Below are 23,791 nucleotides of genomic sequence, written 5' to 3'. Positions count from 1 at the left end.
AACTAATGGTTTCGTTGCGGAACCTGTTGTAAATCCGGATCATTTTTTATGAGGAAGGTCAGCATGAGCAGCATAGATAAAAGCGGAACGTTCACGCTCGGAACGCGTACGGTTAAACGATTTGGCTATGGCGCGATGCAGCTTGCCGGGCCTGGCGTTTTTGGTCCGCCAAAAGACAAAAATGCGGCGCTGGCGGTGCTGCGTGAAGCGGTGGCGTCGGGTGTGAATCACATTGATACCAGCGATTTTTACGGACCTCATGTGACCAACCAGCTTATCTGCGAGGCGCTTCATCCGTACCGGGACGACCTTACGATTGTGACCAAGATCGGAGCCCGACGCGGCGAGGATGCCTCCTGGCTGCCGGCGTTTTCCGCGCAGGAGCTGACGCAGGCGGTGCATGACAACCTGCGTAACCTGAAGCGGGATGTGCTGGACGTGGTTAACCTGCGGATCATGTTTAGCAACCACGGACCGGCGGAAGGCTCGATTGCCGCGCCGCTGAGTACCCTTGCAGAGCTGCAACAGCAGGGGCTGGTTCGCCATATTGGGCTGAGCAACGTCACCGCTTCGCAAGTCGCTGAAGCGCAGAAGATGGTTTCCGTGGTGTGTGTACAGAACATGTACAACGTTGTGAATCGCGGTGACGATGCGCTGGTCGATTCGCTGGCGCAGCAGGGGATTGCCTGGGTGCCGTTCTTCCCGCTGGGAGGTTTCACGCCACTGCAATCTTCCGGACTACAGGCGGTGGCGGATTCACTGGGCGCGACGCCGATGCAGGTGGCGCTGGCATGGCTGCTGCAACGCTCGCCAAATATCCTCTTGATCCCGGGAACCTCGTCGGTGGCGCATCTGCGTGAAAACCTGGCGGCAGCCGATCTGGTATTGCCGCCTGAGGCGCTGGAGACGTTAAATTCGCTGGTGGGGTAATCCCGATACCAGCAAAAGCCCGGAGAATTTTTCGGGCTTTTGCTGTTTATGATCCAATCTGACTTCTTTGGCGATGAAGCGCTAACGCTTCCGCCACGATTTCCTGCTTACTTTTCCGTGTTTCATACGCAGTAATGCGGATGTACTCCATCAGCGCAGGATCGATGCGCGCGCTTAACATCCTGAGTTCGGCCTCCTTTGCGACACCGCGAGCAACACGCTTATCGGGATAATCACGGGCGGGCATAGAAAACGTCCTCCAAAAATTGTCTTGTTAATTTGTGCTGTAAAATATGCGCCAGTCTAAATAGAAAGTCAACGGGTAGTGATTATGCAGTGATGGTGCTTTGTCTTTTGTACATTTACAAGTCATCAATAAGTGATGATGTAGTGATGTTTTATGACGCGTTAAGCTTGCCCATGCGTAAAAATTTACAAAACAAATAATCTTCATTGCTATAGAGGGTTATAAGCGAAGCGGTTAAGGCGTAGCCAGCCGCTTACGCTGACATGGCTTGATCGATACCTCAGTTAAAACTACTGTATATAAAAACAGTATGGAGGTGTTTATTATGATCTTTTTCAGACCCGCAGAGTTGCGTGAAATCGTTGCTATTCCACTTTTCAGCGACTTAGTACAGTGCGGCTTCCCCAGCCCGGCAGCGGATTATGTAGAGCGGCGTATCGATTTAAACGAGTTATTAGTCGCCCATCCCAGCTCCACTTATTTTGTCAAAGCCGCCGGTGACTCGATGATAGAAGGGGGGATTAATAACGGTGATTTGCTGGTGGTGGACAGTTCCCGCAAGCCTGAGCATGGCGATATCGTGATTGCGGCGGTAGAGGGCGAATTTACCGTGAAGCGCCTCCAGTTGCGTCCCAATATTCAACTCAACCCCATGAACAGCGCCTATTCACCGATTATTGTCGGCAGCGACGATACGCTCGATATCTTTGGTGTAGTGACGTATATCGTGAAATCCGCGAGCTGATCGTGTTTGTGAAGCTTAATTAATAGGCAATAAGTTAATTCTCATCATGCAAAAATCTTACGTTATCGGGGCTGTCTTGTCGGCAAACCTGATATTCATCGCATAAGCCGGAACTGACTGGTCAAATATTCTGGTATTGGCGAATTACAGAGTGATATCCCATTTTTTTATTTTGTTATGTTCCTGCACTTTAGTGAGTTTTCTTTTCTTCCGACAGAATACATTTTGTCTACATTATAATTTTAATTTATGATTCGCACACGAACAATTGATGTTATGCAGGGTTTTAGCATCGTGGCAGTCAATAAAACCCTGCTGTTATAAAGTAATCAGGAGATTCATTTTTATGTCAGACAATAATCCCCGCCCATCCGGCTGGTTAGGCCCGTGGTGCCTGCTGGTGGGTGTGATACTTCTTGTAACGGGGCTCTTTTTTGCCATCGGCGGTTTTAAACTGGTTTCCCTGGGGGGGAGTTGGTATTTTCTCATCGCCGGGGTTATCACTCTGCTCTCTGCGATTCAGTTCTTCCGCCGCAAGTCCTCTGCCGTGGGGCTGTTTGCCCTGGTGTTTCTTGGCACCCTGATTTGGGCATTTTTCGATGCCGGGCTCGACTTCTGGCCGCTGGTTTCCCGTTTAATGGTACCCGCCGGGCTGATGGTGCTGGCAGCCGCCACCTGGCCTGCATTGCGTAAACGTGAAGGAAAACCGTCCTGCGCAAAAGGGGCCCTGGGGGTCTGCGCGGTCCTTATTGTCGCCATGGGCGTCACCTTTGTTCAGATGTTTCAACCCCATCCGACCGTGCCGTTTAGCGGTGAAAAACGCCCGCTGGTGCCGGTAAAAGATGATGCGAAACAGCAGAACTGGGATCACTACGGTAATACGGCTGGCGGTAGTCGCTTTGTGGCGCTGGACCAGATAACCCGTGACAACGTGAAAAACCTGAAACCGGTCTGGACCTACCATACCGGTGACGTACCGGAAAGTCCGGACGGCAATGGCGCAGAAGATCAGCAAACGCCGCTACAGGTTGGCGATCGTGTCTTCCTCTGTACGCCGCATAACAACGTGATCGCCGTGGATGCCGATAGCGGGAAAGAGATCTGGAAAGCGGAAATCAACGCCAAGTCTGCAATCTGGATGCGCTGCCGTGGCCTGGCGTACTTTGATGCCACCAAACCGCTGGCACAGCCAACGGTAGCCGGCTCCACGCCGGTCCTGCCAGCGCAGGTGGCACCGGGCGCTGCATGCCAGCGCCGTATCCTGATGAACACCATCGACGGTAAGCTGATCGCGTTAGACGCCGATAACGGCAAGTTCTGCCCGGACTTCGGTACTAACGGCAGCGTTAACCTGCATGAAGGGATGGGCGACGCGTCAGATCCCACCTACGTGCTGACGTCGGCCCCGACGCTGGCGGGTACGACGGTTGTCGTTGGCGGCCGCGTTGCGGATAACGTCAGCACCGATATGCCGGGAGGCGTTATACGTGGTTATGACGTGATCACCGGCCAGCTGCGCTGGGCGTTCGACCCGCGTAATCCGGATCCGAACTATGTTCTGAAGCCGGGCGAACACTACAAACGTAGCTCTGCAAACTCCTGGGCCCCTATGTCCTGGGATGCGTCGATGAATACCGTGTTTATCCCGATGGGAAGTTCCTCTGTCGACCTGTGGGGCGCTGACCGTATTCCGGAAGATCACAAATACGCCACCTCAATCCTCGCGCTGGATGCGACTACCGGGAAAGAGAAGTGGGTATACCAGACCGTGCATAACGACCTCTGGGATTTCGATATCCCGATGCAGCCGAGCCTGGTTGATTTCCCGACGAAAGAGGGCAACAAGCCCGCGGTGGTGGTGGGCACCAAAGCGGGGCAAATTTACGTTCTTGATCGCCTGACGGGTAAACCGCTCACTGAAGTGAAAGAGGTTCCGGTAAAACCAGCGGATATTCCACGTGAACAGTACCCGGCAACGCAGCCGCGCTCTGTGGGGATGCCGCAGATTGGCGCGGAAACCCTGAAAGAATCGGATATGTGGGGGGCGACGCCGTTTGACCAGCTGGCCTGTCGTATCAGCTTCAAATCAATGCGTTATGACGGTCTGTACACGATGCCGGGAACCGATATTTCCCTGAGCTTCCCGGGCTCGCTGGGGGGAATGAACTGGGGTAGTCTGTCCACGGATCCGAACAACCAGTACATCTTCGTCAACGACATGCGTCTGGGTCTGTGGGTCCAGCTGATTAAACAAGATCCGCAGAGCGCGGTGGCAAACACGGGCGGTGAAGCCGTGAACGCCGGGATGGGCGCCGTTCCGATGAAAGGAACGCCGTATTCGGTCAACAAAAACCGTTTCATGTCACCGCTGGGCATTCCGTGCCAGAAACCACCGTTTGGCTCTCTCTCCGCGATTGACCTGAAAACGCAGAAAATCGTCTGGCAGGTGCCGGTCGGTACCGTTCAGGATACCGGTCCGTTTGGGGTAAAAATGCGCATGCCAATGCCTGTCGGTATGCCGACGCTGGGCGGTACGCTGGCCACGCAGGGCGGTCTGGTCTTCATTGCGGGAACCCAGGATTACTACCTGCGCGCCTTTGATTCCTCCACGGGGGAAGAAGTGTGGAAAGCGCGTCTCCCGGTGGGTAGCCAGGGCGGACCTATCAGCTATGTATCACCGAAAACCGGCAAACAGTACATTCTGATCTCTGCCGGCGGTGCACGTCAGTCGCCGGATCGTGGTGACTACGTGATTGCCTACGCGCTGGATAAATAACAGCGAAATAAGCAGCCCGGCCCCGTCGTAGTACGGGGCTTTTTTTTGACTAAAAACCACGCACAGGAAGAAAGCGGCGGTTCTGGTCAGCCCGTGAAAAGCACCCGCCAGCGTCGGCGACGGCGAGTCATTTCGCGCCATAGCGCGATTATCTCGTCAGGTTGCAGGGCATCAATAGCCTGCGGCGTTAACACCGGCAAACCATAGCGCTGGCGCAGGGCGGCCACTGCCGTGGCGCTGGCATCCATCGGTGAGCGGATCTGCGTCGCCAGCTGCTGTCGCAACACGCTGAACGCTGCCTCATCGCACGGCGTCAGCTCACGCAAAAATCGTTTGCAGCAGCCCAACAGGTTCACGGGAGAACGGTCAGGCGACTGTAACGCCAGCAACAGGCCATCGCGATCGGCAATACGCTGATAACGACAGCTGACTACGTAGCCAATCTGCTGTTCCACGCGCAGGCGCTGGAAAAATTGCGGTTCGCAGCATAACGCCAGCATCCGCAGCGCGGCGAGCGACGCGCCCGGCGGCAGGGGAATAAACACCAGCAGCGCCGAATCCGCGCTGGCGTGCGGGATGTGTTCGATCCCGCCGGGACAACCGCTTAACGACAACGGCTCAGCGTTAACCGGTGCCCGGAGCAGGCCAAGCTGCCGGGCTAACCCGTGCGCGTGTCCGGCGCTGCCGCCAACTAACGCCGCCAGCCAGCCGTCCCGCGGCGGATCCGATGCCAGACGTTCAGGCAATTGCTGAAGCAGCTCACGGATGGCAATGCCTTCTGGCACTGACGTAGTAGCCGGAGCGGGGTGGGAGAGGCGATCGATTATCGCCCCGATGATGGGTTCCGCCGTCACCATGGCGTCAGGAAGCCGCAGGGTGAGCTGCCAGCTACCGTCAACCGTTTGCCACTCGGCGCTGCCGTCGATATGGCGCAGTTCAGCAAGGAGAGGGCGTAACTGTTTGCCCATCGCCACCCCGTGTGCGCGTTCCACACGCGAATAAAAAGGCCTGCGCAGGATCAGCGTCGGCGGTTGTGTCTGCGCCGACAAATGCAGCAGCGGAGCGGCTTCTGACGTCGGGGCTGGCGCAGCATACCTGGCAGTCTGCGGGTAGAAGGAAAACGCGATGGGGCTATCATCTGCAACCGGCTGGCGACGCCAATGGCTAAGCGGCAGGGCAAAGCCCTGGCTGGCAATAATTTCAGCGGTTTCCATTTTTTTGCAGGCCAGATACGAGGTGGGCGCCGCCCGTAAGTTGGCACAAAAGGCGTAAAAACCCACGGGCGCCGCGCCGGGTGCAAAACCAAATGCCCGCTGGCGCAGCTGCTCCAGCGTCGGCAGGGCGCTGAAACGCTGCTGTGCCAGCCGATAATAATGCCGCTGCTGCTCATCCGTCGTTTGCTGTAGCGCCCGTAGCCAGTGGGTAATATGCGGGTCAATGTCCTCGGGCCGTTCGCTATCAACCGTTAGCGCCAGCCAGCCGTAATCGTCATCCTGATAAAGCCAGTTCAGGGCTACCTCTTCTGCCAGCCCGCGCGCCCGTAGCCCGGCAATCAGGCTTCCGGGGGCGTCGTCCAGTAAAAACTCCCGAAATAAAGTGACGTTGTCACTTTTTCGAATGAGCGGACAACGCCACAGTGCGGGTCGCTCCGTTACCGCCAGCTGATAATCTGCTTCAGCGCTAAGACGCAACGGGGGAGCGGTTTCAGGCATGCCTCCTGACGCAAAACCTGACGCAAACGTATGGGCAAGCTCGGCCAGCACATCCAGCGTTTGCGGCCCTTGCAGCCACAATTGCAGGTGCCCGGCTACATAATAGCGACGATGAAAGTCGCGCAACGCGGTTTGCAGCGATACCGGGTCCTGCCCGAGAGACTCCTTGCTACCCACCTGAAAACGGCGAAAAACCGCGGGTTCTTCCATCGCGTGGCGCGCCGCCGCTTCGCGCCTGGCGGAATCATGTTGCTGGATGAGCCGGTTTTCCGCATCAATGACCGCCACTTCGCGCTGTATGTCATGCGGTGAAAGCAGCGGCGCCAGCAACATATCCCGCAGCCGCGCGACGCCGTCGGACAGGTTATCGGCGGCAACGTCGAAGAAAAAAGCGCTGTGGCGAGCCAGCGTGGTGGCATTGACGCTGCCGCCCTGGCGCTGGACCCAGGCCATGAGTCGATCATCGCCCTGATAGCGCTGGCTACCGCGGAACAGCAGGTGCTCAAGCAAATGCGCCAGACCGGCGAAGCGCGGTGGCTCGTGATGGCTTCCGGCACTCACGCGCGCCAGCGCCGCCGCGCGTGTCGCCTGCGGCTGATGCACCAGCGTTGCGCGCAAACCGCCTGCCAGTTCCACGATGCGGGTGGTCATTATCGTTACAGTTCCCGGGTTTTATAGATAAGCTGAGAACGGGTACGGTTGCGGAACTGAAGCTGACCGATCTTCATATCACTACAGGCTGCTTCGCGGCGCGCCTCGAGGATTTTATGATGATGCGGCGATTTGCTGCACACCGGATCGGCGTTATCCGCATTCCCTGTGAGCATAAAGGCCTGGCAGCGGCAGCCGCCGAAGTCCTTCTCCTTTTCATCGCAGGAGCGGCACGGCTCTGGCATCCAGTCAAACCCGCGATAGCGGTTGAAGCCGAAAGAGTCATACCAGATGGATTCCAGGCTCTGCTCAAGCACCGACGGGAAATCCACCGGCAGCTGGCGCGCGCTGTGGCAGGGCAGCGCCGTGCCTTCCGGGGTCACGCTGAGAAAAATCGACCCCCAGCCGCCCATACAGCCTTTTGGTCGCTCTTCGTAATAATCGGGGGTGACGAACAGCAGGTTGGTCAGATTGCCGCTGGCGGCCATTTTTTGCCGATATTCGGCAACCACGCGTTCCGCGCGGGCAATCTGTTCCCGCGTCGGCAGAAGCCCCTGACGGTTAAGGAACGCCCAACCGTAGAACTGGCAGGTGGCAAGTTCGACGTCGTCGGCGTCCAGTTCGATGCACAGCTCGATGATTTTATCGATCTGATCGATATTATGCCGGTGCAGGACGAAATTCAGCACCATCGGGTAATCGCGGGCTTTGACCGCTCTGGCCATCGCCAGCTTCTGCTGGAAGGCTTTTTTGTTCCCCGCCAGCGCAGCGTTGAGCACTTCATCGCTGGCCTGAAAGCTAATCTGGATATGGTCCAGACCGGCCTCGCTGAACGCGTCGAGCTTGCTTTCCGTCAGGCCAATTCCCGAGGTGATCAGGTTGGTATAAAAACCGAGATCGCGGGCGGCGCGGATCAGCTCCGGCAGATCTTTACGCGTCAACGGTTCGCCGCCGGAAAAGCCTATCTGCACGCTGCCCATCGCCCGCGCCTGGCGGAAAACCTCAATCCACTGTTCGGTGGTCAGCTCCTGATCCTGCCGGGCAAAGTCCAGCGGGTTAGAGCAGTAAGGACACTGTAGCGGACAGCGATAGGTCAGCTCCGCCAGCAGCCACAGCGGTGGATTGACGGCGGGTTTATTCTGGCTCACGGAAAATAATCCACTTCTGTTGATAAGCGATTTGCAGGAATTCTACGACGTCGTCATCCACGCCGCCGGCTTCCGGGAACCGTTCGTTGAGTATGTCAATGATGGCCGCCGCGTCGCGTTGGCCATCGACCAGTTCGAGGATCGCGGCCGCGGTCTCATTGAGTTTAGCCATGCCTTCCGGATAGAGGATGACATGGCTGTCCTGAGCGGCTTCCCATTGCAGGCGATAGCCGCGACGAAAGGCGACGATGGAGTTTTTTTGCATGCTTATACCAGTCGGGTTGTGTGCCAGGCCGCTTTGTCGGTGACCGTGTGATAAGGCGGACGCTGTAGCGCGTAGGCCATGGTCATCGCGTCGAGCATCGACCACAGGATATCGAGTTTGAACTGAAGGATCTCCAGCATCCGATTCTGCTTTTCCGCGCTATCGCAGTAACGCTTCGCCAGCTCCAGACCGTGTTCAACGTCGCGTCTGGCCTGGCTGAGGCGGCTGCGGAAATAAAAATAGCCTTCCTCTTTGATCCACGGGTAGTGCTGTGGCCAGCTGTCGAGACGCGACTGATGGATTTGCGGGGCGAACAGTTCGGTGAGCGAGCTGCATGCCGCCTCCTGCCAGTTGGCGCGGCGGGCGAAGTTAACGTAAGCGTCGACGGCGAAACGGACGCCGGGCAGCACGTGGCGTTCGCTGATTAAGTCCTCGCGGCTGAGCCCCACGGCTTCGCCCAGCTGTAGCCAGGCTTCGATACCGCCGTCATGACCGTTGCTGCCGTCGTGATCGAGGATCCGCTGCACCCATTTGCGACGCGTGTGCGGATCCGGGCAGTTCGCCATAATTGCCGCGTCTTTCAGCGGGATCGTCGTCTGGTAGTAAAACCGGTTCGCCACCCAGCCCTGGATCTGCTCGCGGCTGGCCTCGCCGTTATGCATCGCGATATGGTACGGATGGTGAATATGATAGTAGGCGCCTTTCGCCCGGAGGGCGTGCTCAAACTCTTGCGGTGAGAGCGTTTCGCGAATGTGCATAGTTAGTCCTGAAGCGTGATGTTCATCCCGTCCCAGCTCACTTCTATTCCCTGCTGCGCAAGGGCGTGACGCTGCGGCGACTGCTCGTTAAGGATCGGGTTGGTGTTATTAATGTGGATCAGAATCTTGCGCTTTGCCGGCAGCGAGGCCAGCAGCGCCATCATGCCGTGTTCATCGCCGAGCGCCAGATGGCCCATGTCGCGGCCGGTATTGCGCCCGACGCCGGTGGCCTGGAGTTCATCGTCCTGCCAGACGGTGCCGTCAATCAGCAGACAGTCCGCTTTTTTAAGCCACGGCAGGATGGTGTCATCGGGTTCACCGAGACCTGGTGCGTAGAACAGCGTCTGACCGTTGCGGCGGTTTTCGATAAACAGCGCCACGTTATGCCCCGGCAGCGGGCGGTCGCGCCACGGCGAATAGGGCGGTGCGTTACTGGCGATGGGGACAGCGGTAAACTGCAAATCAGGGCAGGCTTCCACGCTAAAGGCGGTGAGCGGCGCGATCGGGTGGTGAATCAGGCCACCGTTCCAGTGCCGGAGCATGGTAAAAATCGGGAATCCGCTGGAAAGATCTTCATGCACCTCCGGCGTACACCATACCTGATGCGGGCAGCCCTCGCGCAGGCTGAGCAGCCCGGTGGTGTGGTCAATCTGGCTATCGGTGAGAATAATGCCGCCAATATGCGTGCCGCGCAGAACCTCTTTCTTATTCAGTTCTGGCGTATGGGCAATCTGCTGGCTGATATCGGGGGAGGCGTTACACAGCACCCACTCTTTGCCGTTATCGCTGACGATGATCGACGACTGGGTGCGAGGGGTCGCCTGAAGGGTACCGTCGCGCAAACCCTGACAGTTGGCGCAGTTACAGTTCCACTGGGGGAAACCACCGCCAGCGGCGGAACCGAGGACTTTAATAAACATGAAGATGGGCCAGGTAGTCAAACAAAAATGCCCGCACGGATGGCGGGCAGAGCGATTAGCGGTTGGAAATGTACAGGGTCACTTCCAGGCCAAGACGTAAATCAATAAAAGCAGGTTTCTTCCACATCGTTTTTTCCTCTTTAAAAAAGCAGCACCAACGCCATTGTTTGTGCCAGTTTTGTGATGGTCATCAAATAATGCGTCACAGGAGGGCAAAGCTCAACCCGAAAGATGTAAGGAATTAACTTAATGTTTACAACGTAACCTATTGTTGCCAAACATTTTGCAATACCTTTTGCCAGTTGCCCCACAGCAGCTTATTCAGCACAAATTGATCATAGCCGCTGTCACGCAACGCGCTGATTAGCCGTGGTAAACCACTCACATCGTGTAAATCATCAGGCAACGTAATGCCGTCAAAATCGGAGCCCAGCGCGACATGATCGTCACCCATGATGTTAATAAGATAGTCGATATGACGAACGATTGTGCTCAGCGGGGTATCGCTATCGCGTTTACCGTCGGCGCGCAAAAACGCGTTGCCGAAATTGACGCCTGCCACGCCGCCGCTGTCGCGGATAGCCAGTAGCTGCCGATCGGTCAGATTGCGCGGTTGCGGGCACAGCGTATGGGCGTTGGAATGGGTGGCGACCAGCGGTGAAGAGGAATGACGAGCGGTATCCCAGAACGCTTTTTCATTCATATGCGAAACATCAATCAGCATGTTCAGGACGTTAGCGTGCTTAATGAGGGCGATACCCTCAGCGGTAAGCCCTGGGCCGCTGTCCGGGCTGCCGGGAAACGCCCCGTTAACGCCGGTGCCAAAACGGTTAGCAATGTTCCAGAAAGGCCCAATGCTGCGCACCCCGGCGGTATAGAAAGCCTGTAGATCGTCTCCCTCGCCGTCAAAACCGCCCGCGCCCTCAATATGCGCCACCATCGCCAGCACTTTATCCTGACGGCAGCGTTCGATATCCGCCGCGCTCAGGCACAATCGCGCCTGGCCATCGGAGTGGGCGACAAGCTGCTTAAGGATCGTCAGCTGCTGCCAGAGAATGTCGACCGGCTGCCACGGCTCGCTGGCGTATTGTGGCGCCATGCGGGCGATATACTCCTGCGGCGGCACGAACAGCGCGAACAGCCCGCCGGAAAATCCGCCTTGCTGCATGCGTGGATAATCGAGGTGTCCCTTCTCAATGCCGGAGAAGAAGGCCGTTACCGGATCCTGGCGATGGTGAAGCCATAAATTAAGCAACAGGTCATTGTGACCATCAAAAATCGCCATAGCGCATCCCACTGTCTTTTATTGCTGCGAAAGTTGCCTGGCACGATAACCGATTTGTCCGGTCCGGCAAGGGGAAAATTACAACTTAGCAGCAATTGTTAATATCACTTAACAGTGAGGAGATCCGCAAAGCGGGTGGTGTAGCGGGGTGAAAGCATTTCCCGTTTCATCTGCCACGGCTGCTGTATACCCTGTCCCGCGAAGTAAAGCGTGCCACGGCCATTTTCAGCATTCAGATGGTCTAATACATCCATTAACTTTTGGCTGTTTTTCCTGGGTGCGTTGTCGTCAAACAGATTAAGTTGCGCGACGCCCTGGCTATAAAAATCTCCCAGCATCACTCCGGCTTTCTGGTACCGATGGCCGTTCTTCCAGACCGCATCCAGACAACGAACTGATGCGCCGATAATATCCCGGCTATCCTGGGTTGGGGTGAGCAGTTTTACCGACGCGCTATTGCCATAATATGGCTCGTTAAGCGCGAAGGGCGAGGTTTTAACAAATACGGAGATAAAGCGGCAATGCTGATGCTCATTGCGAAGTTTTTCTGCTGCCCGGGCGGCATAACTACAGATGGCCTGGCGTACATCGTCATATTCGGTGAGGCGTTCGCCAAACGAGCGCGAACAGACGATTTCTTGCTTTACCGGGGCAAACTCTTCCAGTTCAAGACACGGTTCCCCCCGTAATTCACGCACCGTTCTCTCCAGCACGACATTGAAATGTTTTCTTATGAACCGGATATCGGTGTCTGCCAGTTGCAGGACGGTCTTAATCCCCATCATCTCAAGCTTCTTCGCTATGCGACGTCCTACACCCCAAACGTCTTCGACGGGTAGCGCCGCCATCAGCTTTCTCTGACGATCCACATTGGATAAATCAACAACGCCTCCCGTCTGGCGCTGCCAGCGTTTCGCCGCGTGATTTGCCAGTTTCGCCAGCGTCTTTGTGGGTGCGATGCCCACCCCGACGGTCAGATGGGTGCGTTGCAGTACGGTCGCTCTCATTTCATGCCCAAAATCGGAAAGATCGCGACAATTACGCACGCCGGTAAGATCGCAAAAGATCTCATCAATTGAGTATATTTCGCTACGAGGCGACATCTCTTCAAGCGTGTTCATTACCCGGTTGGACATATCCGCGTAAAGTTCATAATTACTGCTGAAACAAACCACGCCATGATGCCTGAAGAGATCTTTCTGTTTGAAGTACGGTTCACCCATTTTCACAAAGGGTTTGGCTTCAGCGGAGCGAGAGATGACGCACCCATCGTTATTGGACAACACGACCACCGGTCGTCCCTTCAGGTCCGGGCGAAAAACCGTTTCACAGGAAGCATAGAAAGCGTTCACATCACACAGTGCAAACATGGTCAGCTCGCAGATGTCACGATACAGGTCACTACGCCGCGAGCCTTCGTGGGCGCGCTTATACGTTCATTCAGAACGTAAGAAACAGGGTCATTGAATAGGGGAAGGGCCACGCTCCGGCGTCGCTCTGATGGCGTGAAAAACTGCATGATGATCACCGTCAATTAATACTGTATTTATATACAGTATTGTATATCGATAGCAAAGATCAAGGGTAACAAGGCATCATGGCGTACGGGCGTAGAAGGGTAATTATCACGACCAGACTATTTGGGTATACTTCTTCACTTATAACTATGCATGTCAGGTAACGAAATATGCGGGAGAGCATTAACGTTCTTTTTGTGGTGCTGTCTTTTGTGGCACTGATTATGCTGATACGCTTTTTCGTCAGGCGTATTCGGCATCCAACGCGCATCGTTGCCGATAGCCGGGGAATGAAAAAAATCTCAACCCATCCTGTCTGGTTTGGCGGCTCGTCAGGTAAAACCTACTTTTATGATGAGCAGTATTTATACGAGGTTATAAAGAGCAGCACCCGTAAAATTGAGCTGGCGACTATCATAAAAATTAAACCAGGCTCGATAGTGATAAATAACAGGCGGATCTGGTCTGTGACTTATCTTGAGGGAACCCGTGAAAAACAGGTGCAATTTTATAATAATCTGACGGTGTTTAATCAAAACTTCGCTGCGTTTTTAGAGGCAGTAAAACGCGTGAACCCTGAGGCAGATATTAAAGCCGTGTCATTGTTCAACCTGTGACTGGAATACAACATATGTGGCTTTCTGACTGCCCATACGACAGGTATGGGCAGTGAAGCCGTCGATATTACTTCTTCTTGTTCATCATCGCTTTGAGATCGGCAAAGGGGTTAAACGTGGCGACACCCACGTCTTTTTGCGCATCCTCACCCGCGACAACGGTGGTGCCATACTGATCCGCTTCGGTGTACTTTGAGTGTTCGTGATCGTGACAAAACAGGCACAACAGCTCCCAGTTACTGCCATCTTCCGGGTTATTGGTGTGATCGTGGTCGATATGGTGAACCGTGAGTTCACGAAGATTTGAATAAACAAACTCACGCGAGCAGCGTCCACAAACCCAGGGGTAGATTTTTAGCGCTTTTTCACGGTAGCCGCTTTCCAGCCGTGCGTAGTTTTTGGGGATCAGAGCCATTGCTGATGTTACCTGTTAAAAAGAGAATAGTTCACACTATATCCCATTATGAGATGTCAGGAGAATGCCTCCTCTGCGGGAAGGCAGCGTGCGATTTGCGTATTTCTGTCAGTTTATTTGAAGCATTCCGTTAAATAATCACCATTTATTCTCATCCGTTAATGCGTAGAGTAGGGATAACGCAATGCTTTATCAGGATACTCCACTATGAAAAAGATCGGATTTTTGTCGTTTGGTCACTGGACGCCGTCACCTCAGTCCGGCACGCGAACCGCGGCTGACACGCTGCTACAGTCCATCGATCTGGCGGTCGCCGCCGAAGAGCTGGGCGCGGACGGGGCTTATTTCCGTGTGCATCACTTTGCCCGCCAGCTCAGTTCGCCATTCCCCTTGCTGGCTGCAATAGGCGCGAAAACCAAACGCATTGAAATCGGGACGGGCGTGATCGACATGCGGTATGAAAATCCGCTGTATATGGCGGAAGATGCTGGCGCGGCAGATCTCATCTCCGGCGGGCGATTACAGCTTGGTATCAGCCGGGGTTCCCCGGAGCAGGTGATTGATGGCTGGCGTTATTTTGGTTACGTGCCGCAGGAAGGGGAAAACGAATCTGATATGGCGCGCCGCCACACTGAGGTACTGCTTGATGTATTACGCGGTGAAGGGTTTGCAAAGCCTAACCCACAGCCGATGTTCCCAAACCCGCCGGGATTATTGCGTCTGGAGCCGCATTCAGAAGGCTTACGCGATCGTATCTGGTGGGGGGCTGGCTCTAATGCAACGGCAGTATGGGCGGCAACACTGGGGATGAACCTGCAAAGCTCAACGCTGAAAGATGATGAAACCGGCGAGCCGTTCCATATTCAGCAGGCAAAACAGATCCGTGCCTACCGACAGGCCTGGGCTGAGGCAGGGCATACCCGTCAGCCACGCGTTTCGGTCAGCCGCAGTATTTTTGCCCTGATGGACGATCGCGACCGGATGTATTTCGGTTCAAGCCGCAATGAAAGCGACAGCGTGGGCTATCTGGATGAGAAAACGCGGGCCATTTTCGGACGCAGCTATGCCGCAGAGCCAGACAAGCTGATTGAACAGTTGAAAAAGGATGAAGCGATCGCGGAAGCGGATACGCTGTTACTTACCGTGCCGAATCAGCTGGGCGTGGAATACAACGCACATGTGATCGAGTCCATCCTGAAACATGTCGCACCGGAAATGGGATGGCGCGATCGCAATGCTTAATCTGGCCCTCTGGTATCGCCGGTTTGGTGAGCCTGAATCGGTACTGCAAGCGGAAACTACACCATTGTCGCCGCGACAGCCGGGAGAGATACGTGTGCGCATGCTTTTTTCCCCGGTGAACGCCTCCGATCTCATCCCCATCACCGGAGCATATCGCCATCGCACGCCGCTGCCTGCGATAGCCGGTTATGAAGGGGTCGGAATAGTGACCGAAACGCCCGCCGCTTATCCGGCGCTGCTGGGCAAGCGGGTCCTGCCGTTACGGGGGCAGGGAACCTGGCAGCGCTATGTCGACTGCCCGGCGGCGTATGCGGTTCCCGTCCCGGACGACGTCGACTCGCTACTTGCCGCGCGGGCGTATATCAACCCGCTTGCCGCACAGATGATGCTGGACCGCTATCCTCCGGTCGGGAAAACGGTGCTGCTCACCGCTGCCGGTTCTGACTGCGCCGTTCTGCTCGGGCAATGGGCACGCCAGGCGGGCGCAGAGGCGGTTTACGGGATCCATCGCTCGCCCGTGCACGCTCAACGTCTGGCTGAAATGGGGATCGTCCCGATTGCGCAACATGATACGACCGCCGTCAACGCTGCCGCCGCGCAAGCGGAGGTGGTGTACGACGCCACGGGCGGCAGTCTGGCGGAGACGATCCTGAGCGTGATGCCCGAAACCGGCACCTTTGTCTGCTACGGGCTACTCTCCGGGCAGACCTTCCGGCAGCAGCGGCCGTTGCCGCGCGTGGCGTGGTTTCACATTCGTAACTATCTGGACGCGCTGAGCGCTGAGGCGTGGCAGGCGGAGTTTCGGCGCATCTGGCCTAAACTGCGCGCCAGCCAGTGCAGCGATGTCACCCTCTACCCGCTGTCGGAATGGCAGCGGGCAGTGGGCAACTATCGCGAAGCGGGAAGAACGGGTAAGCCCATGCTGTCGATGGACAATTAATCGGCCTTATGGCTCATGTCGCTCAGCAGTACAGCGATACTTTGTCCACCGGCGGTCTGCTCCAGGCCAATTTTGACAATAATTGTCAGCGGAACGGAGAGCAGCATGCCGACAGGCCCGAGCAGCCAGCCCCAGAAAATCAGGGACAGGAATACAACAAGGGTTGAAAGCCCCAGCCCGCGTCCCATGATCCGTGGTTCGAGAATGTTCCCGAAGACAAGGTTAATCACCAGATAGCCTGCCAGCAGAATCAGGGCATCATACAAACCGCTGAAAACCAGCACCTGAAGGATAGGGGGGATCGCCGCCAGCACGGAGCCGATGTTAGGAATATAGTTGAGCGCAAAGGCCAGCAGCCCCCAGACAAAGGCAAAACGCACATCCAGCGCGGCGAGCATCCCCCAGACCACTAATCCCGTCACCAGGCTGATGGCCGTTTTCAGCACCAGATAGCGTGAAACGCTGTCGAGCGCGCGCTGAATGGCGCCCATTCCCTCTACCGGACGCACCATGATGTGCTGGAGCTTTGCAGGCAGCTGTGGAACTTCCAGCAGCATAAACACAACCGTCAGGAACAGCAGGAAAATCGAGGTCATGGCGTTGGAGAGTTGTGCCAGCAGGCTGGTGACAATCGTCATGGCGGCATTCGGATCGATATATTTAAGCAGTTCCTCAACCGAGACTTCGATACCCGCGCGTTGCAGCCAGGGTTCAATTTGCAGCAGCGGGGTCGCCAGGGAAGAGCGGTATGTCGGTAGCGTCCGCGCCAGCTCGTTCAGGGAGGTTCCCAGATAGGCGACTAACAGCACCATCGCAACGATAATAATACTGATAAGCAGGCTTATCGCCAGCACACGCGGGATGCGTAGCCGCACCATTCGCTGCACTAGCGGATTGAGGATCACCGCGATAAAAAGCGCCAGGATAAAAGGCACGATGATATCGGCCGCAAAACGAACGCCGGTCAGAATGATCACCAGCATGCCCAGCATGATGACGATCTTAAGCCCGTTGAGGGTGATAATAGGTTTGGCCATGGACGTTCCTGAACAGTTTTTTATTTATAATAGAGGGGAAAGCGGATTAAAAAAACTAACCAAAATCAAACAGACTGGGTAAAGAAATGAAAAGGCTTTGAGTAAATTCCTGGCTTATGATACAAATCAGGCGTGTTCAACTACCGAGGACAATTTTCATCCGCAAAGACGAGAAGCAACACCGCGGATAATTGTAATTTTATGGACAATTTGTTCAGGACGTATTTTTCAAACAACTCTGCTCTGTTTTCAACCTCCCTCTGCCTGCTTTCTGGTGAGCAACACTGGCGTTCCGCGCTATAGTCACGTCTTCTGCCTGAGCTGGCGCTATGCGCTTAGCTAACTGATTTAATTCCCAATTTTTTGGTTTGCTGTCCGCAGCGAGCCTCGATGGATTATATTCTCAAGCAGGAGAAAAAACATGTTTTACTGGATTTTATTAGCTCTGGCGATCGTCGCTGAAATTACCGGCACCTTGTCGATGAAATGGGCAAGCGTGAGTGAGGGCAGCACCGGTTTTATTTTGATGCTGGTCATGATTACGCTTTCCTATATTTTCCTCTCTTTTGCGGTTAAAAAAATCGCGCTGGGCGTGGCATACGCATTGTGGGAAGGTATTGGTATTTTATTGATTACGCTGTTTAGCGTCATGTTATTTGATGAAACCCTGACGACAATGAAAATTGCCGGGCTGACGACCCTGGTCGCAGGTATCGTGCTGATTAAATCGGGTACACGCAAACCGGCAAAACAGCAGAAGGAGCAGACCCATGCAGCAGTTTGAATGGATCCACGCGGCCTGGCTGGCTTTCGCCATCGTTCTGGAAATTATTGCCAACGTCTTTCTGAAGTTCTCCGACGGTTTTCGTCGTAAAGCCTACGGCCTGTTATCGATTGCCGCGGTTCTGGGGGCGTTTAGCGCCCTGTCACAGGCGGTGAAAGGCATCGATCTGTCCGTGGCCTATGCGCTGTGGGGGGGCTTCGGTATTGCCGCCACCCTGGCGGCAGGCTGGATTATGTTCGGGCAGCGTTTAAACAATAAAGGCTGGATAGGGCTGGTATTACTGCTCGCCGGTATGATCATGATTAAACTGGCCTGAGTGACCTACTGCTGCGCCAGGGCTTCCAGCCGGTCGCGAAAACCGGTCACCGACAACGCCCGGTTATCGGCGCGCCAGCGGTCTTTCGCCGCTGGCGCAGAACTCTGAACGCCAATCAGCTGCCAGCCGTTATCGGTTTTTAACATCAGGGGCGATCCGCTATCACCCGGTAGCGTATCGCACTGATGCGACAGTACGCTGTTTTGCGCCCAGCCCGTCACCACGCAGTCCGTATGGGTGTACAGCGAATCGAGGTGATCAACAGGGTAGCCTGACTGCGTCACTTTTCGATCGGCGGCTTTCAGGGCGGCGGTGAGCGCGGCTTTATCGCCATCAAAGAGCGGCAGCGGGGTGATCCCGGACGGCGGATAACGTAAAACGATCAGCCCGAAATCCCAGGAGGCCGCCCCGGGCGGCACAATCCAGCCATCGCCATCCGGTTTCAGGCGTTTGCCAAGCGACGGATCCACCCGCCCCTCAATACCGTGAATTTCGTAGCGCCATATTCCTTTTTGCGACACAAAGCGCAGGGCGATCGCTTTATCCGGTTTGCCTTCAGGCGGCATTAACAGGCAATGACCCGCCGTCAGCGCAAGGCGTGGCGTAATGAGGGTCGCGGTACATAAATTGCCGCTGGCGGTTTCCAGTTGCCCGATGGCATCCCAGGGCGATTCGGTAGGATCGGTGACACGCGTACGATCGTCATGACCAAAAAACAGCGTCTTTACCTCTTTGGCGCTAATGGCGTCATCGTCGCCATCATCCGCATGTGAAAAGCCAGCAAAAAGGCTAAACGTTCCCAGTAACAACACAACAGATTTACGCATATCACACTCTGGTGGGGGTAATTATGATTATTAAAAGTGAACCCTATGAAAATACTATAGACGCGACGGCGAGAAAGTGGGAGTAAAATCAGCGTGCTACATTCAGGAAAGATAAAAGTGGCTGGCGATGAGCGCGCATAAAATTAGCAGGATAAGAATGAACTCAAACCGATAGCGCCGCAGCATACGCCCTCCGGATAAAAAAACGGCGCTGACCGCAAACCCGTTCAGCGCCGGTTTACCAACGTGCCCCGAAGGGCACGGTTAAGCTTGCACTCTTACGCTGCTGGCTGTGCAGCAGGTTTAGCCGCTTCGTGTTTTGCTGCTTTTTTGTGATGCTTTTTAGCCGCCTGGGCTTTCTGCTCTACCGCAGGTTTTGCCGCTTTTTTATGGTGCTTTTTCGCGGCCTGCGCTTTCTGTTCTGCCGCTGGTTTAGCCGCTTTGTGATGTTTTTTATGGTGAACCGTTTTGGCCGGAGCAGCGGTGGATGCCGCAGGCGCTGCGGTGGCGGTAGTTTCAGCCGCGAATGCAGCGGAAGACAGACCCATAGCAGCGGCAACAACCAGAGCTAATACTTTTTTCATTTTCATACCCTCGAATTTGGTTTCTCATTTAACCCCACTGCGGGGCCGTTGAAATAACTATATCCCTGTAAATTCGGGGTTTCCGTGAGTGATTGGTATCGGCGTGTAACCATATGTACAACGCCAGGGTGGACCCCCGGCGCGTTCGGTTACAGGTAGCGGGACGTCAGGTGTTCGCGGAAGTAGCGGATATTCAGATCTTCACCCGTGGCCTGGGTGATGAGCTGCGACGTGCTGAAACGGCTGCCGTGCTGCCAGATATTCTGACGCAGCCAGTCAAACAGCGCCGAGAAATCGCCCCCGGCAATGGATGCCTGCAACCCGGGCAGCGCAGTTTTGGCGGCATGGAACAGCTGTGCCGCATACATTGCCCCCAGCGTGTAAGACGGGAAGTAGCCAAAACCGCCGTCGGTCCAGTGGATATCCTGCATACAGCCGTTGCGGTAGTTATCTTTGGTGGATAACCCAAGCCACGCCTGCATTTTCTCATCCCATAACGCGGGAATATCATCGACTTCAATTTCGCCATTGATTAGCGCGCGCTCGATCTCATAGCGCAGCACCACATGCGCCGGATAGCTCACTTCATCCGCATCAACGCGGATGTAGCCCGGCTTCACGCGCTGGTTCCAGGCAATAAAATTCTCTTCGCTGAATGCCGCCTGGCTACCGAAACGGGCATGAACCGCCGGAAGCAGATGCTTCAGGAAAGCGTCGCTGCGGCCCAGCTGCATTTCAAAGAACAAGCTCTGGGATTCATGGATCGCCGTAGAGCGCGCCAGCGCAACGGGCTGGCCGGCCCACGCTCGCGGAAGGTTTTGCTCGTAGCGGGCATGTCCGGTTTCGTGGATCACGCCGAAAAGCGCGCTGAGCAGTTCATCTTCATCGTAACGCGTGGTGATACGCACATCTTCCGGCACGCCGCCGCAGAACGGGTGGGCGCTAACGTCCAGACGACCGCCGTTAAAATCGAAGCCAAGCATTTTCATCGCTTCCAGGCCCAGCTCGCGCTGCGTGGCGGTCGGGAAGGGACCCTGTGGCGGAACGAACGATCGTTGAGCCTGTTTTTCCACAACCTTTGCCAGCAGCTCCGGCAGCCAGGACTTCAGATCGCCGAACAGCACATCCAGGCGAGCGCTGGTCATGTCGGGTTCAAAGATATCCAGCAGCGCGTCGTAAGGCGTGCAGCCTTTAGCCTCAGCGCGCAGGCGGGCCTCTTCACGACTGAGTTTCACCACCTCTTTCAGGTTGGCTGAAAAGCCCTGCCAGTCGTTGGCCGGACGCTGAGTGCGCCACGCGTGTTCACACCTGCTGCCCGCCAGCGATTTGGCCTCCACCAGCGATTCCGGCAGTAAAGTGGCCTGCTGGTAGTGGCGTGTCATTTCACGCAGGTTGGCTTGCTCAACGTCATTCAGATCTTCGTCTGCCGCCGCCGCCAGCCATTCACCCACTTTTTTATCGGTCAGGATCTGATGTTGCAGGACGCTCATCTCCGCCAGCGCTTCACCGCGCGCGGCGCTGCCGCCTGGCGGCATCATGGTGAACATGTCCCAGCTGGCGATGGAGGAGAGGTGCGAGAAGCGGGAGAGGCGCTGGAAGGTGCGGGTGAGTTGTTGATAGTTATTGTTTTTCATGAAGTCCTCGTGTCTGAATCAGCCGATGACAAAAATTAGCATCGGCTCGATTTAAACACGAAGAGGGCTGAATGTTAATGCAGTCGTTTATGCAGGCTCGCGCCCACCAGCAGTGCCGCGCACAACATCAGCGCGATAAATCCGCCCACGCCGTTCCAGCCGTAGTTATGCCAGAACACCCCGCCGAGCGTACCGGCTATGCTGGAACCGAGATAGTAACTGAACAGATACAGTGACGAAGCCTGACCTTTGGCGCGGCGCGCGCGTGGGCCAATCCAGCTGCTGGCAACGGAATGCGCGGCAAAGAAGCCCGCAGAGAAGAGCAGCATTCCGGCAAAAATCAGCCACAGGGAAGAGAAAAGCGTCATCAGCAGTCCGAACAGCATCACGGCGGTGGAAACCAGCATCACCGGACCTCGACCGAAGCGCGCGGTCATAGCGCCCGCTTTTGGCGAACTCCATGTCCCGGTGAGATATGCCACAGAGAGCAAACCCACCAATGCCTGGCTAAGATGCCACGGTGAAAGCATCAGACGATAGCCGATGTAATTAAACAGCGTCACGAACGAGCCCATCAGCAGGAAACCGGTCAGGAACAAACGGGGCAGCCCTTGATCGCGCCAGTGCAGACGAAAGTTGATAAATAACGTTTTCGGACGCAGGGAGGTCGGGCGGAAATGGCGCGATTCCGGCAGGATTTTCCAGAACATCAGCGCCGAAGCGAGGGCGAAGCAGCCGATAACGGCCAGCGCAATGCGCCAGTTAAAGAAATCAGTAAACACACCGCTGAGCAGGCGTCCGCTCATCCCGCCGATAGAGTTCCCGCTAATGTACAGCCCCATGGAGAAGGCCACGAAGCTCGGGTGGATCTCCTCGCTGAGATAGGTCATCCCGACCGCCGCCACGCCGCTCAGGGATAACCCAATCAGCGCGCGCATGACCAGAATGCCGTGCCAGCTGGTCATCATGGTGGACAGCAAGGTACACACGGAGGCCAGCATTAACGCCGTTACCATGACCTGCTTACGTCCGATGGCATCCGAAAGTGGCCCGGTGAACAGCAGACCGATCGCCAGCATCCCGGTTGAAATGGAGAGCGAAATACTGCTGCTGGCTGGCGACACGCCAAATTCATGCGACAGGACCGGCAGGATCGGCTGAACGCAGTAGAGCAGGGCAAAAGTGGCGAGACCCGCTGAGAAGAGCGCCAGCGTGACGCGCATAAACTGGGGGGTACCACGTTTAATAAACTGAACCGGCTGCGGTGCTGCGGGTAAATCATCAATGTCGCTGGCCGGCGCGATATCAACGGTCGTTGTACGGCTCACACATAATCCTTGCTTAAACATCCCCGTGGTTTCTGGTGACGGGTATGACCACAAGATTAGGGTAGGAAAATGTAAATATTCTGTCTAATATATTAATAATCTCAAATGATACTTTAAAAATATGAATATCGAGCTGCGCCATCTGCGCTATTTTGTCGCCGTCGCCGAAGAGCTGCATTTTGGTCGTGCGGCGGCAAGGCTGAATATCTCTCAGCCACCGCTAAGCCAGCAGATCCAGATCCTGGAGCAGCAGGTCGGGGCGCGTCTGCTGGCGCGAACCAACCGCAGCGTGAGCCTGACGGCGGCGGGAAAACAGTTTCTCGCCGATAGCCGGCAGATCCTGAGTATGGTGGAGGACGCCGCCGCCAGAGCGGAACGGCTTTATCTTGGGGAGACGGGGGAGCTGCGCATCGGGTTTACCTCATCGGCCCCCTTTATCAGCGCTGTTTCACAAACGCTATCCTCGTTTCGCCGTAACTTTCCGGATGTGCATATTCAGACGCGCGAAATAAATACCCGGGAGCAGATATCGCCGCTTAACGAAGGATCGCTCGACCTGGGGCTGATGCGTAACACGCAGTTGCCTGATACCCTGGCGTGGCAGGTGATCCTCCGCGAACCGCTGATGGCGATGATCCCCCGGGATCATCCGCTCGCCGCGCAGGACAGCGTCACGCTGGCTGAACTGGCGAAAGAGCCGTTTGTCTTTTTTGACCCACAGGTGGGTACCGGGTTGTATGACGATATTCTTGGTCTGATGCGGCGATATGGCCTTGTCCCGACTATCGCGCAGGAGGTGGGGGAAGCCATGACGATCATTGGTCTCGTTGCCGCAGGGCTTGGCGTATCGATTCTCCCGGCCTCATTTAAACGGGTACAACTGGCGGAAATGCGCTGGGTGAAGATAGCCGAGCAGGATGCAGTCTCAGAGATGTGGCTGGTGTGGTCTAAACATCATGAACAGAGCCATGCGGCACAGCGTTTCAAAGAACAATTAATTACCGCTTCTCGCGGGCATTATTTATAGGGAAAAGTGGGCGAAAATGTGCAGTAAATCACATGGCTAAGTAAAAATTTGACGTCAGCCATTGAAGTGCTTCACCATAGTCCTCA

25 protein-coding genes are annotated in these 23,791 nt (G+C 55.6%); 9 read left to right on the top strand and 16 right to left on the bottom strand.

Annotation, left to right across the window (positions count from 1 at the left end; all coding sequences use genetic code 11):
* Positions 1-63: 63 nt before the first annotated feature.
* Positions 64-930, top strand: a complete 867-nt coding sequence (locus SK62_RS11255; protein ID WP_047719416.1) for an aldo/keto reductase family oxidoreductase — start codon at positions 64-66, stop codon at positions 928-930.
* 46 nt (positions 931-976) lie between these two features.
* Here the strand turns inward: SK62_RS11255 and SK62_RS11250 are convergent, their stop codons facing one another.
* On the bottom strand, positions 977-1,177 hold the full coding sequence (locus SK62_RS11250) for a hypothetical protein (RefSeq protein ID WP_003857516.1): 201 nt from the start codon (positions 1,175-1,177) through the stop codon (positions 977-979).
* A 325-nt stretch (positions 1,178-1,502) separates the two neighbouring features.
* On the opposite strand from SK62_RS11250, the gene SK62_RS11245 reads away from it, so the two are divergent.
* Together SK62_RS11245 and SK62_RS11240 are read left to right on the top strand one after the other, a co-directional pair.
* On the top strand, positions 1,503-1,922 hold the full coding sequence (locus SK62_RS11245; protein WP_003857514.1) for a translesion error-prone DNA polymerase V autoproteolytic subunit: 420 nt from the start codon (positions 1,503-1,505) through the stop codon (positions 1,920-1,922).
* A gap of 346 nt (positions 1,923-2,268) precedes the next feature.
* On the top strand, positions 2,269-4,698 hold the full coding sequence (locus SK62_RS11240; RefSeq protein WP_017694096.1) for a glucose/quinate/shikimate family membrane-bound PQQ-dependent dehydrogenase: 2,430 nt from the start codon (positions 2,269-2,271) through the stop codon (positions 4,696-4,698).
* A gap of 86 nt (positions 4,699-4,784) precedes the next feature.
* Here the strand turns inward: SK62_RS11240 and pqqF are convergent, their stop codons facing one another.
* From pqqF to SK62_RS11205, 8 genes are all read right to left on the bottom strand, one after another.
* Complete coding sequence (gene pqqF, locus SK62_RS11235) at positions 4,785-7,061, bottom strand: pyrroloquinoline quinone biosynthesis protein PqqF (RefSeq protein ID WP_047719417.1); 2,277 nt, start codon at positions 7,059-7,061, stop codon at positions 4,785-4,787.
* A 5-nt stretch (positions 7,062-7,066) separates the two neighbouring features.
* Complete coding sequence (pqqE, locus tag SK62_RS11230; RefSeq protein WP_023296519.1) at positions 7,067-8,209, bottom strand: pyrroloquinoline quinone biosynthesis protein PqqE; 1,143 nt, start codon at positions 8,207-8,209, stop codon at positions 7,067-7,069.
* Positions 8,196-8,474, bottom strand: coding sequence for a pyrroloquinoline quinone biosynthesis peptide chaperone PqqD (gene pqqD, locus SK62_RS11225; protein WP_047719418.1), 279 nt, complete (start codon positions 8,472-8,474; stop codon positions 8,196-8,198). The genes pqqE and pqqD overlap by 14 nt, the downstream gene beginning before the upstream one ends.
* 2 nt (positions 8,475-8,476) lie before the next feature.
* Complete coding sequence (pqqC, locus tag SK62_RS11220; RefSeq protein ID WP_023296520.1) at positions 8,477-9,232, bottom strand: pyrroloquinoline-quinone synthase PqqC; 756 nt, start codon at positions 9,230-9,232, stop codon at positions 8,477-8,479.
* Between the two features lie 2 nt (positions 9,233-9,234).
* On the bottom strand, positions 9,235-10,152 hold the full coding sequence (gene pqqB / locus SK62_RS11215; protein ID WP_017384563.1) for a pyrroloquinoline quinone biosynthesis protein PqqB: 918 nt from the start codon (positions 10,150-10,152) through the stop codon (positions 9,235-9,237).
* A gap of 55 nt (positions 10,153-10,207) precedes the next feature.
* Positions 10,208-10,279, bottom strand: coding sequence for a pyrroloquinoline quinone precursor peptide PqqA (gene pqqA / locus SK62_RS22255; RefSeq protein ID WP_002905689.1), 72 nt, complete (start codon positions 10,277-10,279; stop codon positions 10,208-10,210).
* A gap of 138 nt (positions 10,280-10,417) precedes the next feature.
* On the bottom strand, positions 10,418-11,437 hold the full coding sequence (locus SK62_RS11210; RefSeq protein WP_047719419.1) for a dipeptidase: 1,020 nt from the start codon (positions 11,435-11,437) through the stop codon (positions 10,418-10,420).
* 104 nt (positions 11,438-11,541) lie between these two features.
* Entirely contained in the window at positions 11,542-12,807 is a 1,266-nt protein-coding gene (locus SK62_RS11205) for a Y-family DNA polymerase (protein WP_047719420.1), read from the bottom strand.
* A gap of 317 nt (positions 12,808-13,124) precedes the next feature.
* Between SK62_RS11205 and SK62_RS11200 the strand changes: the two genes are divergently transcribed.
* A complete protein-coding gene (locus SK62_RS11200; RefSeq protein WP_017384560.1) occupies positions 13,125-13,571 on the top strand; it encodes a hypothetical protein in 447 nt (148 codons plus the stop codon).
* Positions 13,572-13,638: 67 nt separating this feature from the next.
* On the opposite strand, the gene yajD is transcribed toward SK62_RS11200, so the two are convergent.
* Positions 13,639-13,986, bottom strand: coding sequence for an HNH nuclease YajD (gene yajD / locus SK62_RS11195; RefSeq protein WP_006808895.1), 348 nt, complete (start codon positions 13,984-13,986; stop codon positions 13,639-13,641).
* Between the two features lie 207 nt (positions 13,987-14,193).
* Between yajD and SK62_RS11190 the strand changes: the two genes are divergently transcribed.
* The gene (locus SK62_RS11190) at positions 14,194-15,228 is read left to right on the top strand and encodes an LLM class flavin-dependent oxidoreductase (protein ID WP_017384559.1); all 1,035 of its coding nucleotides are present in this window, start codon (positions 14,194-14,196) and stop codon (positions 15,226-15,228) included.
* A complete protein-coding gene (locus tag SK62_RS11185; protein WP_017384558.1) occupies positions 15,221-16,168 on the top strand; it encodes a zinc-dependent alcohol dehydrogenase family protein in 948 nt (315 codons plus the stop codon). Before SK62_RS11190 ends, SK62_RS11185 begins: the two co-directional genes overlap by 8 nt.
* Here the strand turns inward: SK62_RS11185 and SK62_RS11180 are convergent.
* On the bottom strand, positions 16,165-17,205 hold the full coding sequence (locus tag SK62_RS11180; RefSeq protein WP_003857467.1) for an AI-2E family transporter: 1,041 nt from the start codon (positions 17,203-17,205) through the stop codon (positions 16,165-16,167). The genes SK62_RS11185 and SK62_RS11180 overlap by 4 nt on opposite strands.
* A 421-nt stretch (positions 17,206-17,626) precedes the next feature.
* Between SK62_RS11180 and mdtJ the strand changes: the two genes are divergently transcribed.
* A complete protein-coding gene (gene mdtJ, locus SK62_RS11175; protein ID WP_017384557.1) occupies positions 17,627-17,989 on the top strand; it encodes a multidrug/spermidine efflux SMR transporter subunit MdtJ in 363 nt (120 codons plus the stop codon).
* On the top strand, positions 17,976-18,305 hold the full coding sequence (gene mdtI / locus SK62_RS11170; RefSeq protein WP_003857463.1) for a multidrug/spermidine efflux SMR transporter subunit MdtI: 330 nt from the start codon (positions 17,976-17,978) through the stop codon (positions 18,303-18,305). Before mdtJ ends, mdtI begins: the two co-directional genes overlap by 14 nt.
* 5 nt (positions 18,306-18,310) lie before the next feature.
* Here mdtI and SK62_RS11165 read toward each other — a convergent pair whose 3' ends face one another.
* The 5 genes from SK62_RS11165 to SK62_RS11150 form a co-directional block, all read right to left on the bottom strand.
* On the bottom strand, positions 18,311-19,132 hold the full coding sequence (locus SK62_RS11165; RefSeq protein WP_003857461.1) for a trypsin-like serine peptidase: 822 nt from the start codon (positions 19,130-19,132) through the stop codon (positions 18,311-18,313).
* Between the two features lie 102 nt (positions 19,133-19,234).
* Positions 19,235-19,318 (bottom strand): small membrane protein YdgU, encoded by an 84-nt coding sequence (locus SK62_RS23245; RefSeq protein ID WP_057979992.1) that lies wholly within the window; start codon positions 19,316-19,318, stop codon positions 19,235-19,237.
* A 92-nt stretch (positions 19,319-19,410) separates the two neighbouring features.
* Positions 19,411-19,716 carry an acid resistance repetitive basic protein Asr gene (gene asr / locus SK62_RS11160; RefSeq protein WP_003857459.1) on the bottom strand — a complete coding sequence of 102 codons (306 nt, stop codon included), beginning with the start codon at positions 19,714-19,716 and terminating at the stop codon, positions 19,411-19,413.
* A 149-nt stretch (positions 19,717-19,865) separates the two neighbouring features.
* Positions 19,866-21,350, bottom strand: a complete 1,485-nt coding sequence (locus SK62_RS11155) for a carboxypeptidase M32 (RefSeq protein WP_015570631.1) — start codon at positions 21,348-21,350, stop codon at positions 19,866-19,868.
* A 74-nt stretch (positions 21,351-21,424) separates the two neighbouring features.
* Positions 21,425-22,678 carry an MFS transporter gene (locus SK62_RS11150; RefSeq protein WP_017384556.1) on the bottom strand — a complete coding sequence of 418 codons (1,254 nt, stop codon included), beginning with the start codon at positions 22,676-22,678 and terminating at the stop codon, positions 21,425-21,427.
* Positions 22,679-22,799: 121 nt separating this feature from the next.
* Between SK62_RS11150 and SK62_RS11145 the strand changes: the two genes are divergently transcribed.
* Positions 22,800-23,705, top strand: a complete 906-nt coding sequence (locus SK62_RS11145) for a LysR family transcriptional regulator (protein WP_047719421.1) — start codon at positions 22,800-22,802, stop codon at positions 23,703-23,705.
* Positions 23,706-23,791 lie beyond the last annotated feature (86 nt).

Source organism: Enterobacter sp. BIDMC109, assembly GCF_001037885.1.
Taxonomy (GTDB): domain Bacteria; phylum Pseudomonadota; class Gammaproteobacteria; order Enterobacterales; family Enterobacteriaceae; genus Enterobacter; species Enterobacter hormaechei_C.
The sequence above is the reverse complement of the archived record's forward strand: the minus strand, read 5'-3'. Positions and strand labels throughout refer to the sequence as shown.